This window comes from Pseudoclavibacter terrae (assembly GCF_008831075.1).
Classification (GTDB): domain Bacteria; phylum Actinomycetota; class Actinomycetes; order Actinomycetales; family Microbacteriaceae; genus Pseudoclavibacter; species Pseudoclavibacter terrae.
This window is the reverse complement of the sequence record NZ_WBJX01000006.1, coordinates 253,973-277,387: the sequence shown is the minus strand read 5'-3', so window position 1 is coordinate 277,387 and position 23,415 is coordinate 253,973. Positions and strand designations below refer to the sequence as shown.

Annotated in this window: 24 protein-coding genes; 3 read left to right on the top strand and 21 right to left on the bottom strand. The window is 68.3% G+C overall.

What is annotated here, in order from left to right:
- Positions 1–18 precede the first annotated feature (18 nt).
- The 10 genes from F8O03_RS16545 to F8O03_RS16500 all read right to left on the bottom strand — a co-directional run bounded on the left by F8O03_RS16545 (position 19) and on the right by F8O03_RS16500 (position 8,839).
- Complete coding sequence (locus F8O03_RS16545) at positions 19–711, bottom strand: monooxygenase (protein WP_151424827.1); 693 nt, start codon at positions 709–711, stop codon at positions 19–21.
- Positions 708–2,276: a phytoene desaturase family protein gene (gene crtI / locus F8O03_RS16540; RefSeq protein ID WP_151424826.1), complete on the bottom strand. Its 1,569-nt coding sequence runs from the start codon at positions 2,274–2,276 to the stop codon at positions 708–710. The genes F8O03_RS16545 and crtI overlap by 4 nt, the downstream gene beginning before the upstream one ends.
- Positions 2,273–3,142, bottom strand: a complete 870-nt coding sequence (locus F8O03_RS16535) for a phytoene/squalene synthase family protein (protein ID WP_151424825.1) — start codon at positions 3,140–3,142, stop codon at positions 2,273–2,275. Before F8O03_RS16535 ends, crtI begins: the two co-directional genes overlap by 4 nt.
- Positions 3,139–4,260: a polyprenyl synthetase family protein gene (locus F8O03_RS16530; protein WP_167516619.1), complete on the bottom strand. Its 1,122-nt coding sequence runs from the start codon at positions 4,258–4,260 to the stop codon at positions 3,139–3,141. Before F8O03_RS16530 ends, F8O03_RS16535 begins: the two co-directional genes overlap by 4 nt.
- 99 nt (positions 4,261–4,359) lie before the next feature.
- Complete coding sequence (locus tag F8O03_RS16525; RefSeq protein WP_151424823.1) at positions 4,360–5,217, bottom strand: SseB family protein; 858 nt, start codon at positions 5,215–5,217, stop codon at positions 4,360–4,362.
- A gap of 18 nt (positions 5,218–5,235) precedes the next feature.
- A complete protein-coding gene (gene priA, locus F8O03_RS16520) occupies positions 5,236–5,979 on the bottom strand; it encodes a bifunctional 1-(5-phosphoribosyl)-5-((5-phosphoribosylamino)methylideneamino)imidazole-4-carboxamide isomerase/phosphoribosylanthranilate isomerase PriA (RefSeq protein WP_104286150.1) in 744 nt (247 codons plus the stop codon).
- 121 nt (positions 5,980–6,100) lie between these two features.
- A complete protein-coding gene (hisH, locus tag F8O03_RS16515; RefSeq protein WP_151424822.1) occupies positions 6,101–6,754 on the bottom strand; it encodes an imidazole glycerol phosphate synthase subunit HisH in 654 nt (217 codons plus the stop codon).
- Positions 6,751–7,359 carry an imidazoleglycerol-phosphate dehydratase HisB gene (gene hisB, locus F8O03_RS16510; protein ID WP_151424821.1) on the bottom strand — a complete coding sequence of 203 codons (609 nt, stop codon included), beginning with the start codon at positions 7,357–7,359 and terminating at the stop codon, positions 6,751–6,753. The genes hisH and hisB overlap by 4 nt, the downstream gene beginning before the upstream one ends.
- 9 nt (positions 7,360–7,368) lie before the next feature.
- A complete protein-coding gene (locus F8O03_RS16505) occupies positions 7,369–8,457 on the bottom strand; it encodes a histidinol-phosphate transaminase (RefSeq protein ID WP_151424820.1) in 1,089 nt (362 codons plus the stop codon).
- Positions 8,458–8,524: 67 nt separating this feature from the next.
- Positions 8,525–8,839: a LysM peptidoglycan-binding domain-containing protein gene (locus F8O03_RS16500; RefSeq protein WP_151424819.1), complete on the bottom strand. Its 315-nt coding sequence runs from the start codon at positions 8,837–8,839 to the stop codon at positions 8,525–8,527.
- A 225-nt stretch (positions 8,840–9,064) separates the two neighbouring features.
- On the opposite strand from F8O03_RS16500, the gene lexA reads away from it, so the two are divergent.
- Complete coding sequence (lexA, locus tag F8O03_RS16495; RefSeq protein ID WP_104253014.1) at positions 9,065–9,718, top strand: transcriptional repressor LexA; 654 nt, start codon at positions 9,065–9,067, stop codon at positions 9,716–9,718.
- A gap of 95 nt (positions 9,719–9,813) precedes the next feature.
- Here lexA and hflX read toward each other — a convergent pair whose 3' ends face one another.
- The gene (gene hflX / locus F8O03_RS16490) at positions 9,814–11,337 is read right to left on the bottom strand and encodes a GTPase HflX (protein WP_151424818.1); all 1,524 of its coding nucleotides are present in this window, start codon (positions 11,335–11,337) and stop codon (positions 9,814–9,816) included.
- A 36-nt stretch (positions 11,338–11,373) separates the two neighbouring features.
- Between hflX and F8O03_RS16485 the strand changes: the two genes are divergently transcribed.
- Positions 11,374–11,985 (top strand): class I SAM-dependent methyltransferase, encoded by a 612-nt coding sequence (locus F8O03_RS16485; RefSeq protein ID WP_151424817.1) that lies wholly within the window; start codon positions 11,374–11,376, stop codon positions 11,983–11,985.
- On the opposite strand, the gene dapF is transcribed toward F8O03_RS16485, so the two are convergent.
- Genes dapF through miaB form a run of 3 tightly spaced genes read right to left on the bottom strand, consistent with a single transcriptional unit; the run spans position 11,954 to position 15,354 of the window.
- A complete protein-coding gene (dapF, locus tag F8O03_RS16480) occupies positions 11,954–12,865 on the bottom strand; it encodes a diaminopimelate epimerase (RefSeq protein WP_151424816.1) in 912 nt (303 codons plus the stop codon). The genes F8O03_RS16485 and dapF overlap by 32 nt on opposite strands.
- A 51-nt stretch (positions 12,866–12,916) precedes the next feature.
- Complete coding sequence (gene miaA, locus F8O03_RS16475; protein ID WP_151424815.1) at positions 12,917–13,834, bottom strand: tRNA (adenosine(37)-N6)-dimethylallyltransferase MiaA; 918 nt, start codon at positions 13,832–13,834, stop codon at positions 12,917–12,919.
- The gene (gene miaB, locus F8O03_RS16470; RefSeq protein WP_151424814.1) at positions 13,831–15,354 is read right to left on the bottom strand and encodes a tRNA (N6-isopentenyl adenosine(37)-C2)-methylthiotransferase MiaB; all 1,524 of its coding nucleotides are present in this window, start codon (positions 15,352–15,354) and stop codon (positions 13,831–13,833) included. The genes miaA and miaB overlap by 4 nt, the downstream gene beginning before the upstream one ends.
- Before the next feature lie 67 nt (positions 15,355–15,421).
- Between miaB and F8O03_RS16465 the strand changes: the two genes are divergently transcribed.
- Entirely contained in the window at positions 15,422–16,363 is a 942-nt protein-coding gene (locus tag F8O03_RS16465; RefSeq protein WP_151424813.1) for a hypothetical protein, read from the top strand.
- Here F8O03_RS16465 and F8O03_RS16460 read toward each other — a convergent pair.
- The 7 genes from F8O03_RS16460 to F8O03_RS16430 all read right to left on the bottom strand — a co-directional run bounded on the left by F8O03_RS16460 (position 16,325) and on the right by F8O03_RS16430 (position 23,367).
- Positions 16,325–17,188 (bottom strand): regulatory protein RecX, encoded by an 864-nt coding sequence (locus F8O03_RS16460; RefSeq protein WP_151424812.1) that lies wholly within the window; start codon positions 17,186–17,188, stop codon positions 16,325–16,327. The two genes, F8O03_RS16465 and F8O03_RS16460, sit on opposite strands and share 39 nt — an antisense overlap.
- On the bottom strand, positions 17,185–18,267 hold the full coding sequence (gene recA, locus F8O03_RS16455) for a recombinase RecA (protein ID WP_151424811.1): 1,083 nt from the start codon (positions 18,265–18,267) through the stop codon (positions 17,185–17,187). The genes F8O03_RS16460 and recA overlap by 4 nt, the downstream gene beginning before the upstream one ends.
- Before the next feature lie 258 nt (positions 18,268–18,525).
- Positions 18,526–18,756 (bottom strand): DUF3046 domain-containing protein, encoded by a 231-nt coding sequence (locus F8O03_RS16450; RefSeq protein WP_151424810.1) that lies wholly within the window; start codon positions 18,754–18,756, stop codon positions 18,526–18,528.
- Between the two features lie 93 nt (positions 18,757–18,849).
- The gene (locus F8O03_RS16445; protein WP_104253024.1) at positions 18,850–19,161 is read right to left on the bottom strand and encodes a helix-turn-helix domain-containing protein; all 312 of its coding nucleotides are present in this window, start codon (positions 19,159–19,161) and stop codon (positions 18,850–18,852) included.
- Between the two features lie 170 nt (positions 19,162–19,331).
- Entirely contained in the window at positions 19,332–19,871 is a 540-nt protein-coding gene (locus F8O03_RS16440) for a CinA family protein (RefSeq protein ID WP_151424809.1), read from the bottom strand.
- Complete coding sequence (gene pgsA, locus F8O03_RS16435; RefSeq protein WP_151424808.1) at positions 19,868–20,497, bottom strand: CDP-diacylglycerol--glycerol-3-phosphate 3-phosphatidyltransferase; 630 nt, start codon at positions 20,495–20,497, stop codon at positions 19,868–19,870. The genes F8O03_RS16440 and pgsA overlap by 4 nt, the downstream gene beginning before the upstream one ends.
- Positions 20,498–20,511: 14 nt before the next feature.
- Positions 20,512–23,367, bottom strand: coding sequence for an FtsK/SpoIIIE family DNA translocase (locus F8O03_RS16430; RefSeq protein WP_151424807.1), 2,856 nt, complete (start codon positions 23,365–23,367; stop codon positions 20,512–20,514).
- Positions 23,368–23,415: the final 48 nt, after the last annotated feature.

Below are 23,415 nucleotides of genomic sequence, written 5' to 3'. Positions count from 1 at the left end.
CGTCTCGCCGCGCGGAGCTCATCCCGTCTCGCCCGCCCACCCTTCGACCGCATCCACTGCGAATCTGGCGAAGAGCTCTTCCGCGAACCACCCACCAGCCCTGCTGTCCAGCATCGCCGCGCGATGCGACGGCGCACCGGAGATGAACTCCCGAAGCGCCGGCGCAGACTCCCACAGCGTGAAGGTGCCGAGCAGGCCGGCCGGCAGCTCGCCCATCCCGAATCCGAGCCGCAGGCCTCGCGACCTCGCCTCCATGAGCTCGGCGGCGATCGGCGGCACGGTGCCGGAGAAGCGGTGCGCAGCCGAAGGGCGGATGCGGGCCCGAGTGATCACGGCGACCCGCTGCCCCTCGTCCGCCTCAGCCACCGCCGGACCGAATGGCTCGCGGCCTCCCCACAGTCCGACGGAGCGGATGGCGCGCATGCGAACCCTGACCCGCTCCCGCGCGCTCGCATCCCAGGCGGCGACCAGTGGCCCACGGTCGAAGGCGTCAGCCGCCTCCCGCGACTCCCAGGACGCGACCAGCGCCCAGTGCCCGAGGTCGGCGTCTCGCGACGAGAAGCTCGTCCCCTTCGCCGTGCCGAGGATGCGGGCGAAGCGCAGCCCCTCCGGCCTGCGGCGCCCGAGCAGCTGCAGCGTCGTCTTCGCCGTCAACCCGAGGCCGGTGCTCGCGCTGCCGGTTCCCCAGAGGTGGACGGTGGCGACCGTCACCGGCTCTCGACCTCGAGGGGCCCGGCGCTGCGGTCGCCGCGCACATGCTTGAGGACGAGCTCCGCGCTGATCAGGCACATGGGCACACCGACACCGGGGTTGACCGTCGCGCCCGCGTAGTACAGCCCCTTGACCTTGGGAGAAGCGTTGCCCGCTCGGAGCATGGCCGACTGGGCGAGCTCGTGCGACGGGCCGAGGATTCCGCCGCGCCACGAGTTGTAGTCGTTCACGAAGTCCGCGGGCCCGAGCGTGCTCCGAACGACGATGCGGCTGGCCAGATCGGCAGCCCCGGTCCACTCGGCGAGCTGGGCGATCGCGAGGTCGGCGATGCGCTCCACCTCGGCGTCTCCCCTGCCGTCCGCTCCTCCCCCGCCGATGGCGGGATCCCCCTTCACCGGGATGAGCATGAACAGGTTCTCGTGCCCCTCCGGCGCGACGTCGGGGTCGGTCGCGCTCGGCTTGCACACGTACACGGAGACCGGGTCCGGGAGCGCGACGCCCTGCCCGAAGATGGCGTCGAAGTTCTCGCCCCACTCCTTCGTGAGGAGCAGCGAATGGTGCGGGAGCGTCGGCAGCTCGCCCTCGACACCGAGCATGACGAGCACGGCGCCCGGCCCGGAGTCGGTCTTCTTCCACACCCGCTCCGGGTAGCTGCGGGAGCGCTCCGGCAGGAGCTGCGTCTCCGTATGGTGCAGGTCGGCCGCCGAGACGACCACCTCGACGTCCTCGAAGTGCCGGTCGCCCGCGGAGTCCCGCCAGTGCACACCACGGCTCCACCCGTGCGAGACGGCGATGCCCGTCACCTCGGCCTCCAGCCTGAACTCGACCCCGGCCTCGACCGCGAGGCCGTGCAGCGCATCCACCACCGCCGTGAAGCCACCCATCGGGTACTGCACGCCCTCGACGAGGTCCATGCGGCTCATGAGGTGGTAGATCGCCGGCGCGCGGCGCGGATCGGTTCCGAGGAACACGGCCTGATACGCGAGGATCTGCCGGAGCAGCGGATGCGTGAAGGACGCCTCGACGAACTTCTCGAGCGGCGTGGTGAGCCACGTGAGGAGATCAGGCAGCTCGCGACGGACCCGCTCGCCGACCAGCGACAACGGGTTCGCGAACGTGTTGTAGAGGAAGACGTCCTCAGCCATGTCCATCGCGCGTCTGGCGGTCTCGAGGTAGTCATCGAACGCGGAGAGCGCGCCAGGCTCAAGCTCGGCGACCAGCTCACGCACGGCGTCCTGGCCGTACGGGATGGAAATGGGCTCGCTGGGTGCGCCGGCGACGGTCGGCTCGGGGAAGACCCGGTAGCCGGGGTCGAGCATCCGGAGGTCGAGCTGCTGCTCGGTGCTCGTGCCTGCCAGCTCGAAGAAGTGGTCGAAGACGCTCGGCATCAGGTACCAGCTCGGGCCGGTGTCGAAGCGGAACCCATCGACCTCGAGAAGACCCGCTCGGCCTCCCACCCTGTCGTTCTTCTCGAGCACGGTCACGGCGAAACCGTCCCGCGCGAGGAGGATCGCCGTGGCGAGCCCAGCCATTCCAGCGCCGACGACAACTGCGCGAGTGCTCATGATCGTGTCTCCAGAAGGACTCGTGCTGCGATACGCGCCTTCTCGGCGCCGGGAACCCTGACTCGCGTCGTGCGCAGCTGCTCTGCCGGCGTCGCCGCGATGCGGTCAGCCAGCGCGGCGAAGAGGGCGCTCGCGAGCGCGACGCCCCTCCTGCAGTCTCGCGGAAGCAGCGGGATGCCCGCATCCGCCGTCTCGATATCCGTGCGGATGCGGTCGAGCCAGATGAGCTTCCGGCGCTCGTCGAGCGGCGCCGACTCGAGACCCTCCACCGGGAGGTAGTCCCGGCCGAGCCGGTCGGAGTCATCGCCGACGTCGCGCAGGAAGTTCACGTTCTGGAAGGCGGCGCCGAGCGCGCACGCGGCCGCATCGATTCGTTCGCGTTCCTCGTCCGTGCGGGAGACGCCCGTGAGGAACACCCGGACGCACATCAGGCCGACGACTTCGGCAGAGCCGTAGACGTACCGACGCTGCTCCTCCACGTCGAGGGACTTCGGCTCCAGATCCATGCGCATCGACGCGAAGAAGGGGACGACCAGTTCGGCACCGAACCCGCAACGTCGCGCCGTGACCGCGAACGCATGGACGACCAGGTTGGTGCTGAAACCGGATTCGATCGCCTCCAGCGTCTGCGCCTCGAGTCCGTCGAGCGCCGCGTGCTGCTGCTCGAGCGAGAGTCCGGCAAGCGCTCCGACACCGTCGACGATCTCGTCGGCCACGCGGACGAGCGCATAGATGCTCCGCACGGGCTTGACCGTGCGGCGCCCGAGGAGGCGCGTGGCCGCGCCGAAGGAACTCGAGTAGGCGAAGATGACCTCCGCGGCGGATTTCTCAGCCGTGCGCGTGTACTGCTCGAGCGGAGAGATCATGAGGTGCGCCGCTCCAGCAGCATGAGCAGCCGCTCCATCATCTCCGCGAGCTTCCTGTCGCCCTCGTGGCCCGAGGCGCCCACGGCACGGGCCGCGGCGCTCGCCCTCGCGAACTGCGCCGCGAGCTCCTGCTCGACGGCCGCACGTGAACCGGACGCGTCGATGAGGTCGCGCGCTTTCGCCCCATCGACCTCGCTGAGGTGCGGGTCGCCGAGCAGCGACTCGAGCTCGTTCCAGACAGGGGTCCCGCACGCCAGCGCGATCAGGGCCGTGAACTTGCCCTCGCGAATATCCGAGTACGGCGCCTTCCCGAGTTTGTGCTGATCCCCGAAGACGCCGAAGAGGTCATCCTGCAGCTGGAACGCCAGACCAGCAGCGTCGGAGAACTGCGCGATGAGCCGCGCATCCACGAGCTCCTCGCCACCCGCCGCGATCAGGCCGAGCTCCAGCGGAAGCAGCACGGTGTAGGCCGACGTCTTGTTCGAGCTCATCGACAGCACCTCGGCGAGCGCAGGATGGTCGGCCCGGACCGACAGGCTGACATCGCTGAACTCGCCGGCCACCGACACCGAGAGCGCACGCTCGATGGCATCGAGCACGCGGAGGCGCACAGCATGCGGCAGGTCGATGCGCGCGACGCGCAGGTGCGCTTCCGAGAGCAGGAGGTCACCGACCAGGATCGCGGCGGCCTGGCCGAGTCGGTTCCCGCGTTCGTCATCGAACGTCGAACCGCCGACGATCTCCTCGACGCTGCCGAGCAGGTTCCGGACACCACGTCGCATGGTGTCGTTGTCGATGACGTCGTCGTGCGTCAGGAACGCGAGATGGAGGAGCTCCGTCGCCGTCGCCAGCTCGATCACCGCGTCCGGTACCTCTTCCGCGCCCGTGTAGGCGAGGTAGCTCTGCACGACCAGGGCCGGCCGGAAGAGCTTGCCGCCCTCCGCGCTTCTGGCCGTGATGCGCCAGAGGGTCGCGAGCCCTTCGTCGATGACGCTGGCCGCTTGGACGCGCTCATCGAGGAACTTCTCGATGCGCCGTCGCACCTCGAGCAGTTGCTGCGCTGCGAGCTCGAAGCCCGAACCCTGGCCACGGGGGCTCGCCAGAGGCTCACGAATCACTCGGCACCACTCCCTGTAGTTCGGTTGGCTAGCTATAAGAGTATCTAAGTACTTCTCGGTGAGCCTACAGGCAAGCTTTGCCCGACATGCTGAGCCCGGTCAATCCCCTCTGCGACGCCACCAGGAGCGTCTAGGATCGGGGCCCGCAGGGCCCTGGGCCTCCCGTCGATGAGGACTGGCGGCGCGGGAGAAGGAGATGCCGAGAGAATCGACCGCTGTGCGGAACGCTTCGCTCTCCTGCAGCAGCTCACTGGCCCGCCGCGACAGATCTGCGAGCTCATCGCGGCCGAGCGCTGACCCCACATGGAGCACCACGCGCAGCTCCGGCCCCGTCAGCCTGGCCTCCGGATCGCCCGGCACCAGGTCGACGCCGGCCACGTCGGCCAGCTCGGCCATGACCCGGGAGAGCTCATCGGCGACCACGGGGTTGACCCACGGGGCGAGCCACGCCCGCTCCTGCGCGATCGCCCACACCGCGGGTCGACGGACGACGAATTCTGTGTCGCTCGTCGCATCGACGACGATCAGGTCACTGCCCTCGGCGGCAGCGGAGATCGCTGCACGCTGCATGAGCGCGGGGACCGGGCGGGCGGCCGGGTTCCACCGCTTCATCGCCTCGGCCGAGGTGAACACGGGAAGCACGGTGCGGCCATCCGGGCCGGCGACGGTCACGATCGACAGATCGGCGCTCTTGTCTACGGTGGAGCCTCGCTCGTTGACACCAGCCTCACCGAGCTTCGCGACGAGAGGGATGAGCACCCTCGCTTCGCGGAGAGCGTCGACCACCGCGTCGGGTCCCGCCTCGCGGGCACGAAAGCGCTGCATCGCAGCGACGAACGCCGCGGGAGCAGTGCCGTCGTCGTCACGGAAGGGGCTATCGCTGAAGCTCCGTCCCGACCAGCTCTGGCCGGCCGAGTCAGCTTCGCTCGGATGGAAGTGCTCAGGCAGGGACGGCATGGGTCAGCGCCTCTCGACTCAGGACGAGACGTCGAGCGCTTCGACCAGCGTGAAGGCCCCGGAGTAGAGGGCCTTGCCGATGATCGCGCCCTCGAGCCCCTGCGGGACCAGCCCACGAAGAGCGACGAGGTCATCGAGACTCGAGACGCCACCGGAGGCGACGACAGGTCGATCGGTACGGTCGAGGATGTCGCTCAGGAGCTGCAGGTTCGGGCCCTGAAGCGTGCCGTCCTTGGTCACGTCGGTCACGACGTAGCGAGCGCAACCGGCTTCCTCGAGGCGCTCGAGCACCGTCCAGAGGTCGCCGGCATCACGCGTCCAGCCACGGGCCGCGAGCGTCGTGCCCCGCACGTCGAGGCCCACGGCGATCAGCTCGCCATAGCGGGCGATGACGCTGGCGGCCCACTCCGGGTTCTCCAGCGCCGCCGTGCCGAGGTTGATGCGGCTCGCACCGGCTTCCACCGCGCGCTCGAGGGACTCGTCGTCGCGGATCCCGCCGGAGAGCTCGACGTTGACGTGCTTGGCGGCCCGGATGACGCGCTTGATGACGCCGCGGTTCTCACCGCGCCCGAAAGCGGCGTCGAGGTCGACGAGGTGGATCCACTCGGCGCCCTGCTCGATCCAGTCCTCAGCCGCATCGACGGGGTCGCCGTAGTTCGTGGCCGAGTCGGCTTCCCCCTGAACCAGGCGGACGGCCTTGCCACCCGCGAGGTCGATTGCGGGGAAGAGCACGAGCTCCGGTGACGTGTTGAATTCGCTCACGAGCGTTGGTTCCTTGTTCTCGTTCAGAGGCGCCTGGACGTCGACGCCGGAAGGGCAGGCCCTGGCCGTCCGGGCAATAGCGTATCGGCAGGCGGTCGCGCCGCGCGCCGAGCCGAGCGGCCTAGGCGCTCGTCGGGAGCGTCTCTATCCAGTTGCGGAGCAGGCGGACGCCAGCCTCGCCGGACTTCTCGGGGTGGAACTGCGTGGCCGAGAGCGGGCCGTTCTCGACGGCCGCGATGAAGCGCTCGCCGTGCTCCGCGTACGTGACGAGCACCGGGCGCGCCTTGGGATGAGGCTCGAGCGGCAGCTCGTGCGCCGCGTACGAGTGCACGAAGTAGAAGCGCTCGTCGGCGATGCCCGCGAAGAGCTTGGAGTCGGTCGGCGGCTCGACGAGGTTCCAGCCCATGTGCGGAAGCACGTCCGCGTGGAGCTCGGTCACTTCCCCCGGCCACTCGCCAAGGCCCTCGGCACGCTCCCCGCCCTCGATGCCGCCATCGAAGAAGATCTGCATGCCGACGCAGATACCGAGGACCGGGCGACCGCCGGCGAGCCGCCTGCCGACGATCTCGCCGATACGCTGCCGGTTGATAGCCTCCATGACGTGCGCGAAGCTGCCCACGCCCGGAACGACGTAGCCGTCGGCGTCGTAGGCCGCAGCACGGTCGGCGGTGAGCTCGACGTCGGCTCCCGCGGCCTCGAGCGCCTTGACCGCCGAGTGCACGTTGCCGGACCCGTAGTCGGCGACGACGACGCGCGGGCGAGCGACCCCGGTCACAGGGCGCCCTTCGTCGAGGGGATGCCGACGACCTCGGGGTCGAGGCGCTTCGCAGCACGGAAGGCTCTGGCGAAGGCCTTGAACTCCGCCTCGGCGATGTGGTGGGGGTCGCGCCCTCGGATGAGTTCGACGTGCACGGTCAGACCCGCGTGGAAGGTGATCGCCTCGAAGACGTGGCGCACCATCGCGCCAGTGAAGTGACCGCCGATGAGGTGGTAGACGAACGCCTCAGGCTCCCCCGTGTGCACGAGGAACGGCCGCCCTGAGATGTCGACGACTGCCTCAGCCAGCGACTCGTCGAGAGGAACCCGGGCGTCGCCGTACCTGGCGATGCCGGACTTGTCGCCGAGGGCCTGCCGGATCGCCTGGCCGAGGACGATCGCGGTGTCCTCCACCGTGTGGTGGACATCGATCTCCGTGTCACCGGTGGCGCGGACCGTGAGGTCGGTGAGCGAGTGCTTCGCGAAGGCCGTGAGCATGTGGTCATAGAACGGCACGGACGTCTGGATGTCGGCGGTGCCGGTGCCGTCCAGGTTCAGGCTCAGCTCGATGGAGGACTCGCTCGTCGCTCGCGAGAGCGTCGCAGTGCGTGGCGTCGTGGTCATCCCTCCAGCCTAGGCCTTCCCGGCGTTCGTGATCTCGGCGAGAGCGTCCAGGAAGGTGGTCGTCTCCGCCCGCGTTCCCGCCGTCACCCTGAGCGTGTTCGGGATCCCGACGTCGCGGACCAGGATGTCGCGTTCCAGCAGCCGGGAGAAGGTGCCTGCCGGGTCGTCGACGCCCCCGAAGAGCACGAAGTTCGCCCCGGACTCCCACGGCGTGAAGCCGAGCGCCGGGAGCTCTCGGACAAGGCGGTCACGCTGCTCGCGGATGGCGTCGACCTGCTGCAGCATGATCTGGGAGCACTCGAGTGCGGCGGTTGCCGCGGCCTGCGTGATCGCGGACAGGTGATAGGGAAGGCGGACGAGCCGCACGGCATCCACGACGGCGGGGTCAGCCGCGAAGTACCCGACGCGAGCGCCCGCGAACGCGAATGCCTTGCTCATGGTCCTCGAGACGACGAGCCGCTCGCGTCCGGGAAGCAGCGAGAGCGCGGTCTCCTCGCCGTCCGGGAGGAACTCCGCGTAGGCCTCGTCGACGATGAGGATGCCGTCGGTCGCCTCGTAGGCAGCGGCGATCACGCTGAGGTCGGTCGCGGTGCCCGTCGGGTTGTTGGGCGAGCAGATGATCGTGATGTCGGGCTGCTCCCGCTCGATGGCCTCGGTGACGAGCTCTGCGGTGAGCGTGAAGTCATCGGCCCGCGGCACGGGCACCCAGGTGGACCCCACCCCTTGCGTGAGCAGCGGGTACATCGAGTAGCTGGGCGTGAAGCTGAGCACGCTCCGACCTGGCCCCCCGAAGACCTGCAAGAGCTGCTGCATGATCTCGTTGGAGCCGTTTGCCGCCCACACCTGCTCGGGTGAGATGTCGTGGCCGAGGTAGACGCTCAACTGTTCGCGGAGCGCTGTGAACTCGCGGTCCGGATACCGGTTGAGGCCCGGGAGCTCGCGGGCGATCGCCTCGATGATGCGTCGTGCGACGACCTCTGGAACCTGGTGCGGGTTCTCATTGACGTTGATGGCGACGCGCACTGGTTGCTGAGGCGCTCCATATGGGGTGAGTCCGCGAAGATCGTCGCGGATTGGCAGGTCTTCGAACGAGGTCACCGGATAAGCCTACGACGACGCCCCCGCCGCCCCGCGGCCGAGGTGTCCGTCGAGGACATGTGTGACGTCAGTCGAGCGGCAGGGCGAGACGCTGGCCGGCCTGAACCGTGCCGTTCTCGAGCGCGTTGAGCTTGGAGATCTCGACGATGACGTCACGGACGTCGGCGTCGCCTGCGATCTCCTCGGCGATACCCCAGAGGGTGTCGCCTGCGCCGACCGTGACGTACTCGAACTCGACATCGGCTGCCTCGCTCGACGCCGCTGCGGCCGTCATGTGCGTGGCGCCGAGCGCGATGGCGGCAGCGACGGGCAGCGCGGCAAGCGCCAGGACGACCCGGCGGCCTCGAACGGTGAGGCGGAGCGGTGCGACAGTGTTGTTCATGATTCCTCCTGATTCGTCCACATCTTCGAGTGGTCGAATGTATGTACTGAATATAGCTACGAACAAAGTGTCAAGTCAAGGTCGAACGTTCGAATCTGCCGAACATTCCTCCACAACACTCGAAGAAATGTTTCGTAGCTGCGTGCACCCTCGGTAGGGTTGGCGCTATCAGGCAGTGCATCATCTGCCACCGACATTCCGTGTCGGAGAGCGGACGGAGACGACATGGCCAAGAAGCCAGCGAGTGACATCTACAGGAAGCTGACCGAGAAGCAGGAGCGGATCCTGACCTGCATCATCGAGTCGGTTCGCACTCGCGGGTACCCGCCGAGCATGCGCGAGATCGGCGACACGGTCGGGCTGGTCTCGCTCTCGAGCGTGACCCATCAGCTCGGGCAGCTTGAGAAGTTCGGCTACATCAAGCGGAACCCGGGCATGCCACGAGCCCTCGAGGTGCTCGTGCATTTCGACCACGCGGACGACGGAGACTCGAACGACACGGCGGAGGCCGCCTTCGTGCCTGTCGTCGGTCGCATCGCGGCCGGCATCCCGATCACGGCGGAGCAGCAGGTCGAGGACGTCTTCGCGCTCCCCCGCCAGATCGTCGGCAAGGGTGAGCTCTTCCTGCTCCGCGTGGTCGGCGAGTCGATGATCGACGCCGCCATCTGCGACGGCGACTGGGTGGTGGTGCGGTCGCAGCGCACTGCGGAGAACGGTGACATCGTCGCTGCCATGCTCGACGGCGAGGCCACCGTCAAGACCTTCCGCAAGCGGGACGGACACATCTGGCTGCTCCCCCGCAACAGCGACTTCGAGCCGATCCTCGGTGACGAGGCGGAGATCCTGGGCAAGGTCGTCGCAGTGCTCCGCTCCATCTGATCCTGCCGGAGAAGTCCCACCTCAACGCAGAAGAGCGGCAAGCCCATTGGGCTTGCCGCTCTTCTGCGTGTGGCGCTCAGTCGCGCTGAGGCGACTCAGCCCGCGACGGTGAACTGCTCGAACAGGCCGAGCTGGTCGGGGTTCACTCGCGCCTTGAGGCGAGTGCCCCCCTCCTCGTGGCCCAACTCGAGGACGGCGCCGCGCTCGTGGAGGTAGGAGACGAGGTCACCTCGTTCGAACGGCAGCAGCACGTCGATCGTGACCTCCGGCGTCGGGAGCAGCTCCGCGATTCGCGCGAGCAGCAGGTCGATGCCCTCGCCGGTGTGCGCAGATACGAAGATGCCGTCGTTCGCGAGGCCCTGCAGCTCAAGGCGCCGGTCGCTGTCGACGAGGTCGGCCTTGGTGAAGACGACGATCTCCGGGACGTCGTGCGCCTCGACCTCACCGATGACATCGCGGACCGTCGCCAGCTGAGCGGCCGGATCCGGGTGCGAGGCGTCGACGGCGTGCACGATGACGTCGGCCGCCTGCAGCTCCTCGAGCGTCGAACGGAAGGCCTCGACCAGCTGGTGGGGCAGGTTGCGCACGAAACCGACGGTGTCGGCGATCGTGTACGGACGGCCGTCCTCGGTGGATGCCTTGCGCACCGTCGCGTCCAGCGTTGCGAAGAGCACGTTCTCGACCAGAACTCCCGCATGAGTGATGCGGTTGAGCAGGCTCGACTTGCCGGCGTTGGTGTAGCCGACGATGGCGACTGCCGGCACCTGGTTGCGCTCCCGAGTCGCGCGCTTCACGTCGCGGGCGTCCTTCATGTCCGCGATCTGGTGCCGGAGCTTGGCCATCTTCGTGCGAATGCGCCGACGATCGAGCTCGATCTTCGTCTCACCGGGACCCCTCGACCCCATGCCAGCTCCGCCGCCGACCTGCCCACCAGCCTGGCGAGACATCGACTCACCCCAGCCTCGGAGGCGCGGGAGCATGTACTCCATCTGCGCCAGCTCGACTTGAGCCTTGCCCTCTCGGCTCTTCGCGTGCTGGGAGAAGATGTCGAGGATCACGGCAGTGCGGTCGATGACCTTGACCTTGATCTCGTCCTCGAGCGCACGCCGCTGGCTTGGTGCGAGCTCCGTGTCCGCGACCACCGTGTCGGCCTCAAGGGCCGCGACGATCTCCTTCAGCTCCGCGACCTTGCCTCGGCCCAGGTACGTGGCCGGGTCTGGGTTCGGGCGCCGCTGGAGTACGCCGTCGAGGACGACGGCGCCCGCTGTCTCCGCGAGGGCCGCCAGCTCCTGCATGGAGTTCTCGGCCTCCTCGAGGGAGTTTCGGCGGTAGACGCCGACGAGGACGACCCGCTCAAGACGCACCTTGCGGTACTCGACCTCGGTGACGTCCTCGAGTTCCGTGCGCAGGCTCTCGACGCGCCTCAGTGACTGGCGCGCCTCACGCTCGAGCTGGTCGCCATCGGATTCGCCGTCGTACCCCGTGCTCGCACCGTCCTGCAGTGCCTGCGCACGCCCGGACGAGAACAGGGTCATGGTCGCGCCCGGCTCTTTCGCCGCTCGAAGGATTCGGTCGATCGCGTCGTTGCTCTCGCCTGGAGGAGTTTCAGAATCTCGCATATTCGTACGATTCTACGCCGGTGCTAGCGTCTAGGGGTGACCGCTCAGCATTACTTCTCAGCAACCCCAGACGGCCCGCTCGAGCGGCGAAGCATCCAGGTCAGGCTCCGGGGGCGCGCAGCGACCGTGACCACGGCGGGCGGCACCTTCAGCCCGGAGCATCTCGATCGAGGAACCCAGGCGCTGCTCGCCGCCGCCCCGAAGCCTCCAAGCACTGGCACGGCGGTGGATCTCGGCTGCGGCTGGGGCGCGATCAGCCTGGCCCTGGCGCTCGAGTCGCCGGAGCTCGACGTGTGGGCCGTCGATGTGAACGAGCGAGCACTCCTCCTGACCCGTGAGAATGCAGAGAACCTCGGCCTCGATCGGATCAGGGCATTCCTGCCGTCAGATGTCCCATCGGACGCCCGCTTCGACCTCATCTGGTCCAACCCGCCCATCAGGATCGGGAAGGACGCGCTGCATCAGCTGCTCATCGACTGGCTCCCCCGCCTCAACGCGAACGGCGAGGCATGGCTCGTCGTCGCGAAGAAGCTCGGCGGCGACTCGCTGCAGGCGTGGATCGCGAAGCAGTTCGGTCCGGAGCTGTCCGTCGAGCGCCACTCGACGGACGCCGGATTCAGAGTGCTGCGGGTGCGGCGAGCTCAGTAGCGAGGTCGTCCTCGACAACGCCGGTGAAGGCGATCTCGGCCGGCCCGGACAGGAACACGTGCTCGACGCCGTCGACCGGCGCGACGGTGACCTCGAGGACACCACCCGGCACTCGTACCGACCACACGTCCGGCGCTCCTGCACCAGCCCAGGAGCGGACCGCAAGCGCTGACGCGACCGCGCCGGTGCCGCAGGAGAGCGTCTCGCCGACACCTCGCTCGTGAACGCGCATCCGGATGTGCCCGACCCCGTCCTGGACGAGCTGGTCGTGCGGCACCACGAACTCGACGTTCGCGCCGAGCTCGGGCGCAGGCTCGATGAGCGGGGCGTGGAAGAGCTCGAGACGATCCAGCTCCTCCTCGCTCGAGAGGGCCACGACCACGTGAGGGTTCCCGACGTCGATGCCGAGGCCCGGGCGGGACACACCGATGTGCGGCACGGTCACCAGCGGCTCTCCGCCCTCAAGACGCCACGGACCCATGTCGACGCGGAAGCCGTCGCCCTCGCGCTCGACGATCCGGAGCCCAGCGCGCGTCCCGATCTCGAGACGCTCCCCCGCAGCCAGCGTCGCCAGACCGGTCTCGGTGAGGAATCTAGCGAAGGCGCGGACCCCGTTGCCACACATCTCGGCGATGGATCCGTCGCCATTGCGGTAGTCCATGAACCACTCTGCGCCGGGGTTCGCCGCCTGCAGCTCACGGCCCTCCGCGAGGTGCGCGGAGCGAACGGCGCGGATGAGCCCATCGCCGCCGACGCCGAAGTTGCGGTCGCACAGCCGCGCCACGCGCTGAGGTCCCAGCTCGAGTTCGCCATCCGGGTCGGAGACGAGGACGAAGTCGTTGCCGGTGGCCTGCGCCTTGGTGAACGCGAGTTGTGTCATGGCGTCAATGCTACGGACATCTGACCCGGCCCGTGCGCAGCGAACGACGCATCAGAGTCCAGCTGCTTCGATGATGCGCTGGGCGGCGAAGCCCTCGCCGCCGTGCGCGCGGACGGCCGTGCGGTAGCGACGGAACCACGAGACCTGTCGCCTCGCGTACTTCCGAGTGAGCAGCTGCGCCTCCGCGATCGCCTCAGCGCGAGTCACCTGACCTCGAAGTTGCGCGAGCGCCTGCTGGTAGCCGATGGCTCGTCTCGCGGTCGTACCGCGTTCCAGGCCGGCTTCCGCCAGCGTCTCCGTCTCTTCCAGGAGTCCGCTGTCCCACATCCGCTCCACCCTGGCGTCCAGCCGCGGCGTGAGCACTTCGCGGTGCTCCTCGACGACGGCGAAGGTCACGTCACGCCAGGTCGCCTCCTGGTCGGGCAGCTGCGCGCTGAACGGCTCGCCGGTGACCTCGATCACCTCGAGCGCACGGACGAGACGACGACCGTTCCGCGCGTCCATCGTGGCTGCGGCGGTCGGGTCCAGCTCACGCAGCCGTGCGAAGAGCGGGCCAGGTCCGTCGCTCTCCAACTCGGCGTCGAGCCGCGCGCGGATCTGCGGGTCGGTTCCGGGGAATCGCAGGTCGAAGCACACGCCGGCGATGTAGAGCCCGGATCCGCCGACGAGGATAGGCACGTCTCCCTCGTCTTCGATCTGCGCGATGAGAGCTCTCGCGCGTTCCTGGTACCAGGCGACGCTCGCGTCCTCTGTGACCTCCAGGACGTCGAGGAGGTGGTGCTGCACTCCCTCGCGTTCCTCGACGCTGAGCTTCGCGGTGCCGATGTCCATGCCGCGGTACAGCTGCATGGCGTCGGCGTTGATGATCTGAGCTCCTCGACCTGCGGCGCGAAGCCGGGCGGCCACCTCGAGCGAGAGCCGCGACTTGCCCGTGCCGGTCGCTCCCCCGATCGTGATGAACACGGTCAGGCTCGCCGGAGCGTCGGAAGACCGAGCGAGACGCGGCTCTGGGCTCCTCCCGGCGTCGGTACCGCGCAGCTCTCCGCGAGCGACCGATCCCAGGCGTCCCCCGCCGTCGTCCGGCGGACATCGAGGTGGGGCGAGCGGGCATCGGCCACGAGGTGGAACGACGCCGCGGTCGTGATCTCGGCGGTCACGACGTCCCCGGGTCGCGGACGCTCCGCATCCGTCGGCACAGAGAAGTGCACGAGCCTGTTGTCTTCAGCTCGCCCGGACATGCGATGGGTCTCGCCGTCTTTCTTCCCCTCGCCTGCGCTGACCAGGATCCGCTGCACCGAGCCGACGAGCTTCTCGTTCTCCTCGCGGCTGATGCGGTCCTGCAGCGCCATGAGCCGCTCGTAGCGCTCCTGCACGACCGCCTTCGGCACCTGATCCGGCATCGTCGCGGCGGGCGTGCCCGGCCGGATCGAGTACTGGAAGGTGAAGGCACTCGCGAATCTCGAGGCCTCGACGACGCGCATGGTCTCGGCGAAGTCCTCTTCGGTCTCACCCGGGAAGCCGACGATGATGTCGGTGGTGATGGCAGCGTGCGGCATCTGCTCTCTCACCTTGTCGAGGATGCCGAGGAACTTCGTGCTGCGGTACGAGCGCCGCATGGCTTTGAGGATGCGCTCCGAGCCGGACTGCAGTGGCATGTGGAGCTGCGGCATGACGTTGGGGGTCTCCGCCATGGCATCGATGACGTCCTGCGTGAAGGCGGCGGGGTGCGGGCTCGTGAAGCGCACGCGTTCGAGGCCTTCGATCTGGCCGGCCGCGCGGAGGAGCTTGCTGAATGCCTGGCGGTCGCCGAACTCGACCCCGTAGGAGTTGACGTTCTGCCCGAGCAGCGTGACCTCGATCGCGCCGTCGTCGACGAGCGCACGCATCTCGCCGAGGACGTCTCCTGGCCTGCGGTCCTTCTCCTTGCCTCGGAGCGACGGCACGATGCAGAAGGTGCAGGTGTTGTTGCATCCCACTGAGATGGACACCCACCCGGAGTAGGTCGAGTCGCGCTTGGTCGGCAGCGTCGACGGGAAGACGTCGAGGGATTCGAGGATCTCGAGCTGGGCCTCGTCGTTGTGCCGTGCCCGCTCGAGGAGGCTCGGCAGCGCCCCCATGTTGTGTGTTCCGAAGACCACGTCGACCCACGGGGCCTTTTCCAGGATCGTTCCGCGATCCTTCTGGGCCAGGCACCCGCCGACGGCGATCTGCATGCCTTCGTGTTCGCGCTTGATGGCAGCCAGCTGCCCGAGGTTGCCGTAGAGACGGTTGTCCGCGTTCTCGCGGACGGCGCACGTGTTGATGACGACGACGTCTGGTTCGAGGCCCTCGGCTTCGACGTACCCAGCAGCGCGCAGCGAACCGGACATGCGCTCGGAGTCGTGCACGTTCATCTGACAGCCGAGCGTGCGCACTTCGTAGCTCCTCGGCGACCCGTCTGGTCTGCGTGCAGCTGGGGAGGGTGCGATGGGTGTGGCTGTCTCGCTCATGATCCGCCAATTCTACGTTCGCTTCACGATGGCGCACTGCCACCGCTACGCTGGCGGGATGCGAGCCATGACCACTGATGACGGCGTCACACCGGCGACTTCTCTTGCTCTCCAGAGGGGGCTGCTGCAGACCGATGCTGGCCGCGTTGAGGCGCGCGGGGAGCGTTCGGCTGTCATCTCGGCGCCGAGCGGGGCCCTGTATGTCGGACCGGCGGGCGGTGAGAACGGAGTCGACGGTCTCGTGCTGAAGGTGGGTGGGGGTCCGCTGCAGACGGTGACCACGGTGGTCACCGATGAGTCGGGGGCCTCGAGCCTCGAGGCTCTGACGATCTCGATGCACGATGAGCCTGAGCGCTGGAGGGACGCGCCTCGCGATGAGGCGTACTGGCATTCTCTGCCGAGCGAGCTCCAGGGCGAGGTGCCGGTTGTCGAGCCGCGCCATGGGCTGCTGATCGTCTGCGACGCGGGGCTGCGCGATCAGTACCGACAGAGCGAGTTCGCTTGGGATCGGTGGGTGGATGAGGTGGTTGCTCCGGCAGCGGCGTCGCGGGGGCTGCCCGTGACGGCCGTGGAGTTCGCCGGGCGGAGCGAGGTGCTCCTGGCCCTCGGGGCGACGTCGTTCCCGTCGGGTGCCGCGGTGTTCGCGGGTTTCGACGCCAACCTGCAGATCGCGGCCCTGCACCTGTCGCCCGTCGCCGAGCGGGAGCAGGAGGCCGCGATCGTGGCGGTTCGCCGCGCTCGCGCGGCCTTGCGGGACGGCGAGCCGTCGCGTGCGGCGACGCAGGCGATGGCTGCCATCTCGGCCCTCGAAGCGGAACGGGACCTGCGCGCGGCAGGTCGCGTGGGCTTCGTGTTGGCTGAGGCACACGATCGGGCTGGTGCTCCAGCCGCGGCTCGGCGAGCCCTCGAGGAGGCTCTGGTCCGCCTCGAGGTCGCCCGCGACGCTGAGGGGCAGCGCGTTGCGCTGGCGCTACTCGACGGGAGTGACGCCGAAGAACACGCCGGCTGAGCCGCTCGTGGGGCGGTGTGTCCTGGCACCTCCCTGGACGGCTTCCCTGGCAGCGGCGAACGCGACGCCTGCGGAGTATCCGCGCCTGGAGAGGAACCCGGCGATGCGACGGATCGCCGCGTCTGGCTCGACCCCGGTCACTCGCCTGGCGCGCTCGGTGGCGAGTTCGGTGGCGCGCTCGAGCTCGTCGTCGCGATCGATCTCGGCGAGCGCCTCCTGGATCGCTTCCGTGGAGAGGTGCCGGTCGCGAAGGGCGCGCTCGACGCCCTGGATGCCCGACCGCTTCTTGTCTCTGGCCTTGTGCACGAGCAGCTCGGCGAGTCTGAAGTCGTCGAGGTAGCCGAGCTCAGTGCAGCGTTCGATGATCCGCTCGGTCTCGTCGTCGTCGAGCCGAAGGGATGCCTCGTACTCGGCGGCTTCGTCGGAGCCGTCCTCGGGAGCCTGCGCCCCCCTCGGGTCCTCGCCTCGCCAGTCTCGGAGCAGTCGCCGCGCCTCCTCGGTCGACCGGTCGCTGCGTGCGAGCGCACGGACCAGCGTCTCCTGCGCTTCTTCGACAAGCCGCAGCCGAGATTCCGAGTCCATCCCAGCGGGCACGACGGCCGTGAAAGCCTGTGTCTCGCCTTGCCCGCCTGGGATGGAAACGAGTCTCGGAGTTCCGCCGGTCGAGGGGCGGGACTGTGCCGCAGAGCTGGCAGCGTCTCGCATCGTCGGACTCGACGGGGCCGACTCCGTGGTCGGCTCGACCGGGTCAGCCTTCGAGGCTGGCTGACGGCCCGCGGGCGACGCCCCGAAGAGGGGCGTCACCGGAGCGAGCTCGTCGGTCATGCGCCGCGCCGCTGAGCGACCTTCGCCTCGGCGGCGACAGGCGCGAGCGGTGCCTCGACAGCCTCGGCGGGCGCGTCGGCTGGCTGGCCCACACCGAGCTTCGCCAGGATCTTGCGCTCGATCTCCTCGGCGATCTCGGGGTGCTGGATGAGGAAGTTGCGGGCGTTCTCTTTGCCTTGCCCCAGCTGGTCGCCTTCGTAGGTGTACCAGGCGCCCGACTTGCGCACGAGGCCGTGCTCGACCCCGAAGTCGATGAGCGAGCCCTCGCGGGAGATGCCGACACCGTAGAGGATGTCGAACTCCGCCTGCTTGAAGGGCGGTGCCATCTTGTTCTTGACGACCTTCACACGGGTGCGGTTGCCGACGGCGTCGGTGCCGTCCTTGAGGGTCTCGATGCGACGGATGTCGAGGCGGACCGAGGCGTAGAACTTCAAAGCCTTTCCACCGGCGGTGGTCTCGGGGCTGCCGAAGAAGACACCGATCTTCTCGCGGAGCTGGTTGATGAAGATGGCGGTGGTCTTCGTCTGGCTGAGCCCACCGGTGAGCTTGCGGAGCGCCTGCGACATGAGGCGCGCCTGGAGGCCAACGTGGCTGTCGCCCATCTCTCCTTCGATCTCCGCCTTCGGCACGAGGGCCGCCACGGAGTCGATGACGACGAGGTCGACGGAGCCAGAGCGGATCAGCATGTCCGTGATCTCAAGCGCCTGCTCGCCGGTGTCTGGCTGAGCGACGAGGAGTGCATCGATGTCGACGCCGAGCTTCTTCGCGTACTCGGGGTCGAGCGCGTGCTCGGCGTCGATGAACGCCGCGATGCCGCCGGCACGCTGCGCGTTCGCGATGGCGTGGAGCGTCAGCGTCGTCTTACCCGAGGACTCCGGGCCGTAGATCTCGACGATGCGGCCGCGAGGGAGCCCCCCGATGCCGAGCGCGACGTCGAGCGCGACGGATCCGGTCGGGATGGTCTCAACGGGTGCGCGCTCGTCGCTTCCGAGGCGCATGACCGACCCCTTGCCGAACTGGCGGTCGATCTGGGCGAGTGCGGCGTCAAGTGCCTTTTCGCGGTCTGCTGGGTTTGGCATGGTGATGGTCCTCTCGGAATGTGGCGGTCGCCTCTCGGCTGTCGCGCGCTGATGGAGAGCGCTGACGACAAGGCGGATCGGGTTCCTTGGCTACTCGACACTCACGCTAGAGGCGACCACCGACATTCTGTGATCGAGGTCCCTCATCTGTGGACAAGTCTCCGAGGAGTCCGACGTGAACACCCTACGCGCTTAGAACATTACTTCGAACACCCGACAGGCGTGTCGGACGGAAGGCAGTGACTCCGGAGGTCGAGATCAGTCCCGAGCTCGGGGATCTATCGTGCCGACGCCGTGGCGTCTGGACTCTGGCACCCCTGTGTCAGCGCAGAGCGCGAGCCAGATGTCGCGGGGCTCGACTCCGTCATCAAGCGCCTGCTGGGCCGTGCGGTCTCCGACGGCCCCGAGCACCAGGTCTCGCATCAAGGAGCGCCCGTAGGCGTCACCGAATTCGTCGACCACGGCCCTGTCGAACTCGCTCTTGCGCATCCCCCAAGCCTACGCCGACGGCGCCGCAGCTGATGCTGCGGCGCCGTCGTCGGCCACTTCTCCAGGCGAAGGGCAAGCCTGCGGCTCGTCTCGCTAACGCGTGACGAGCGGCTTGCGAACTCCGAGCAGGAGGTCGTCCGGAACCGTGTCCGGGATGCTCGTGTCAAAGCGTTCGTGAACGGCCAGGCGGTCGCCCACTTCGCGATAGATGGTTGAGAGGGGGGTCTCGAGGGCTTCCGCCACCGAAGCGAGGATCTCGCTCGAGGCTTCCTTCTGCCCGCGCTCGACCTCACTCAGGTAGCCGAGTGCAACCGAGGCGCGACCTGCGACCTGCCGGAGCGTGTGCCCCTTGCGCAGGCGCACATCGCGCAGCACTTCACCGATCTCTTGACGCGCTAGGACCATAGCGGGGTCCTCCTTACTGCCGTATGCCAAGAACTGTAACTTACGAGACTTCGTGGAGACTTCGTCACGCTGAGAACAACCAAGCAAACATCGATGGTATTCCTGAAAGAAAGCCGAATGTTGAGGCGATTCGACTCAACCTTCGAGGAAGCTCCGCTCACGATACCGCGTCAGTGTTCCACGAGCATTTCGAGCACGTTGTGAACGGCCGCCTCGACCGTGGCACCGCGGACCCGCTGCCGACTGCCGGCTGGGTCGTCGAGGCGGACGAGCGAAGAGAAGTCGAGCTCGACGACCTTGTCGCCGAAGAGTGAGGAGATGCCGACGAAGACCACACCGGGAGCTCGGCCCGCCTGCGGCTGCGGGCCTGCGACGCCCGTGGTCGAGAGTCCGATGTCGAGGCGCTCGCCACGTCCAGCGGCAAGAGCGGTCCGCGCGCCGAGGGCCATGGCGGCGGCGACGTCCGGGTCGACCGGCCCCCGCTCGGCCAGCAGGTCCTCGTCGACCCCGAGCAGCGAGTGCTTGAGTTCGGTGCGGTAGGCGACGATGCCGCCCGCGAGCGATGCGGACATGCCGGGGATCTTGACGAGCTCTGCGACGAGTGCGCCACCGGTGAGGGACTCGGCGACACCGATGCTGAGGCCAGCCTCGAGCAGCACGCGCCCCAGCTCGATCGTCTGCGGGAGTGCTGGGGTGATTCCGCCGGTCATCGCTGGTTCCCGTCGTCGGCCCGAAGCTCGGGCGTTTTCTTGTTCTGCGGTCGGTAGGCCTGCCAGAGGTAGTCGATCCCGGACCACACGGTGAGGATGAAGGCCGCCGACATGAAGACGACGTTGAGCCAGTGCACCCAGTCCCCGAAGACGACCCAGAGCGGAAGCAGCGCGAGGGAGATGGCGAAGGCCTGGACAAGGGTCTTGAGCTTGCCGCCCCGCCCGGCAGGCAGGACGCGCTTCTTGGCGACCGCCAGTCGCCAGAAGGTGATGCCCAGCTCGCGCACGAGGATGATGATCGTCACCCACCACGGGAGCTCGCCGAGCACGGAGAGCATCACGAGCGCGGTGCCGGTGAGCGCCTTGTCGGCGATGGGGTCGAGGAGCTTGCCGAGGTCCGTGATGAGGTTCCGGCTGCGGGCGATGTGCCCGTCAAGGCTGTCGGTCGCGATGGCCACGATGAACAGCACGGCGGCCGCCCAGCGCCAGGCACCATCGGTGTTGCCGTCCAGCAGGAGGAACCACACGAAGACGGGCACCAGCAGGATGCGCGCGATCGTGATGAGGTTCGGCACGCACCAGTTGCTCACCGGCCCGTCGCCTCCACGGAGTATTCGACCGGTCATGGTGCTGCCTCTCGCTAGTCGCGCCCCGTCAGACCCCAGGCGTCTTCGTCGCCGCTCTCGCCTTCGACTTCTTCAAGCCCATCGTATTGGGCGGCGACTGCATCGAACGACGCGGCCATGCCGTCAGACTCAGCCGGTATCGCGGCGGCGGCCGGCGCTGAGGCGCCCGCAGCGGGTTCCTGTCCCCGGATCCGGGCCAGAACGCCTGGCAGCTCTTCGGCCGTGACGAGCACGTCGCGGGCCTTGGACCCCTCGGAGGGCCCGACGATCTCGCGGGACTCCATGAGGTCCATGAGGCGCCCGGCCTTGGCGAAGCCGACGCGCAGCTTGCGCTGCAGCATCGAGGTCGAGCCGAACTGCGAGTTCACGACGAGCTCCGCAGCCGCGAGCAGGAGCTCGAGGTCGTCCCCGATATCGGCGTCGATCTCCTTCTTCTCCACGACCTGCGCGACGTCGGCCCGGTACTCGGGCTGCGCCTGGCGCTTGACGTGCGCGACGATCTCCATGATCTCTTTGTCGTTGACCCACGCGCCCTGCACTCGGGCGGCCTTGTTCGCTCCGGACGGCAGGAAGAGCGCGTCACCCTGCCCGATGAGCGACTCGGCACCGACCTGGTCGAGGATGACGCGTGAGTCGGTGGAGCTCGTCACGGCGAACGCGAGACGACTCGGGACGTTCGCCTTGATGAGTCCTGTGACGACATCGACGCTTGGACGCTGCGTCGCGAGCACGAGGTGGATTCCCGCGGCGCGAGCCAGCTGGGTGATGCGGACGATGGAGTCCTCGACGTCGCGGGGCGCGACCATCATGAGCTCGGCGAGCTCGTCGACCACGACGAGCAGGTACGGGTACGGCTTGAGCTTGCGCTTCGACCCCTCGGGCAGGACGATGCCACCCGACCTGATCGCGGCGTTGAAGTCGTCGACGTGCCGGTAGCCGAAGCTCTCCAGGTCGTCGTAGCGCATCTCCATCTCCTTCACGACCCACTGCAGCGCCTCCGCTGCCTTCTTGGGGTTCGTGATGATGGGCGTGATCAGGTGAGGAACTCCGCTGTACGGCGTCAGCTCGACGCGCTTCGGGTCGACGAGCACCATGCGCACCTCGGCTGGCGTCGCGCGCATCAGGAGCGACACGATCATCGAGTTGACGAAGCTCGACTTTCCGGCACCCGTTGCACCGGCGACGAGAAGGTGCGGCATCTTCGCGAGGTTGGCGAGCACGAAGCCACCCTCGACGTCCTTGCCGACACCGATCGTCATGGGGTGCCTGGCCGCGATCGACTCCGGCGACTGGAGGACGTCGCCGAGGGACACGACCTCGCGGTCTGAGTTGGGGATCTCGACGCCGATCGCGCTCTTGCCGGGGATCGGCGACAGGATACGCACCTGGTTGCTCTTGACCGCGTACGCGATGTTGTTCGAGAGCTGCGTGACTCGTTCGACCTTGACGCCGGGGGCCACCTCGACCTCGTAGCGCGTCACCGTCGGGCCCCTCGAGAAGCCGGTCACCTTGGCGTCGACCTTGAACTGAGCGAATGTGGAGTTCAGCGCCTCCACGATGAGGTCGTTCGCCTCGGTGCGGGCCAGCGCGGGCGCGCCCCTGGACAGCATCGACTGCACTGGGAGGCTGTACCCCTGGCCGGACGAGTCGGCGTCGCGGGAGTCCCACTGCTCGCCGTCCTCCTCGGCGGCTTCGGGAGCAGCCTCAGGGGACGGGGTCGTCACGACGGCCGCTGCGGAAGCCGGAGGCGCGCCGAAGAGGTCAGCGAACTCGTCCGGGTCGGTCGGCGCCGAGTCGTCCTGGATACCGGTCGCGGAGAAGAGGGTCGGTTCTGCGACGTCAATGACATCGGTCGCGTCGTCCATGCGCAGGCCTGGGAGCACCGCGGTGGGCTGCGGCCCGGTGACGGCGTTGTCTGGGTCTTCGGAGGTGAGCCCTCGCAGCACGGTCGTCGTCGCCTCGGGATCGATGCGGTGGTGCTCGTGCTTCTTGGTGTCGGCGACCGCCGTCTCGTATGGCTGCTCCTCGTAGTCGACGTCGTCTTCACGGCCGGACTCGTTCCGGCGCCACCAGGGAAGTCGCTCGGCGTCGGCGGAACGCGAGCGGTCATCGTCGCCGAGCAGGCTCTCCTCGTCGCCGCCCGCTGCCTTGCCGGGTTTCGCGGAGCGTGCGTGGGCTGCGGACTCCTCGTCGATGCCGAACATCCACTCCCAGAGCTCGCGCAGTCGAGAGACGACCTTGTGCGGTGGGGTCTTCGTGATGATGAAGACAGAGAGCAGGACGAGCAGGCCGGCGACGATGGCCGCGCCGATGGGGGTGATGATGACCCCGAGGGTGCCGCCGAGGAGCCAGCCGAACACTCCGCCGCCGAGCGCAAGGGCGGGCATGCCGTTCGCCGGGTCCGGGTTGTCCGCGATGACGTGGCAGATCGCTGAGCTCGACACCAGGCCGAGGAACAGGCCGACGCCGATCCGGCCGTTGTCACTCACTGATGAAGGGTGACGAAAGAGCCAGAGGGCGAAGAAGGCGAGCACCACCGGCAGGGCGTAGGAGATGCGGCCGAAGAGCCCGCCGAAGGTGAAGTCGTTGAGGGCCATCGCAACGCCGTTGCCCGGGAAGAACCAGACGACCACGCCGCCGATGACCGCGAGCAGGAAGAGCAGGAACGGGAATCCGTCGCGCCGCTGATCCTTCTCGAGCGTTTCGGGCCCCAACGCACGAGCCGTCTGGCCTGCGACGTTCGCCGCTGCCATCCAGGCTCGGGTCGCGATGCCGGGCTTCTCGGTCTCCACCGGAGCCTTCGCAGCTGCCGCGCTCGCCCGCTTCTTGGGCGCGGGGGTTCGCTTCGTGTTGGACGAGGTTGTGGCCATGGTGCCCAAGGTACCTGCGGCCACCGACAGGATCGAGGATGACGCCCC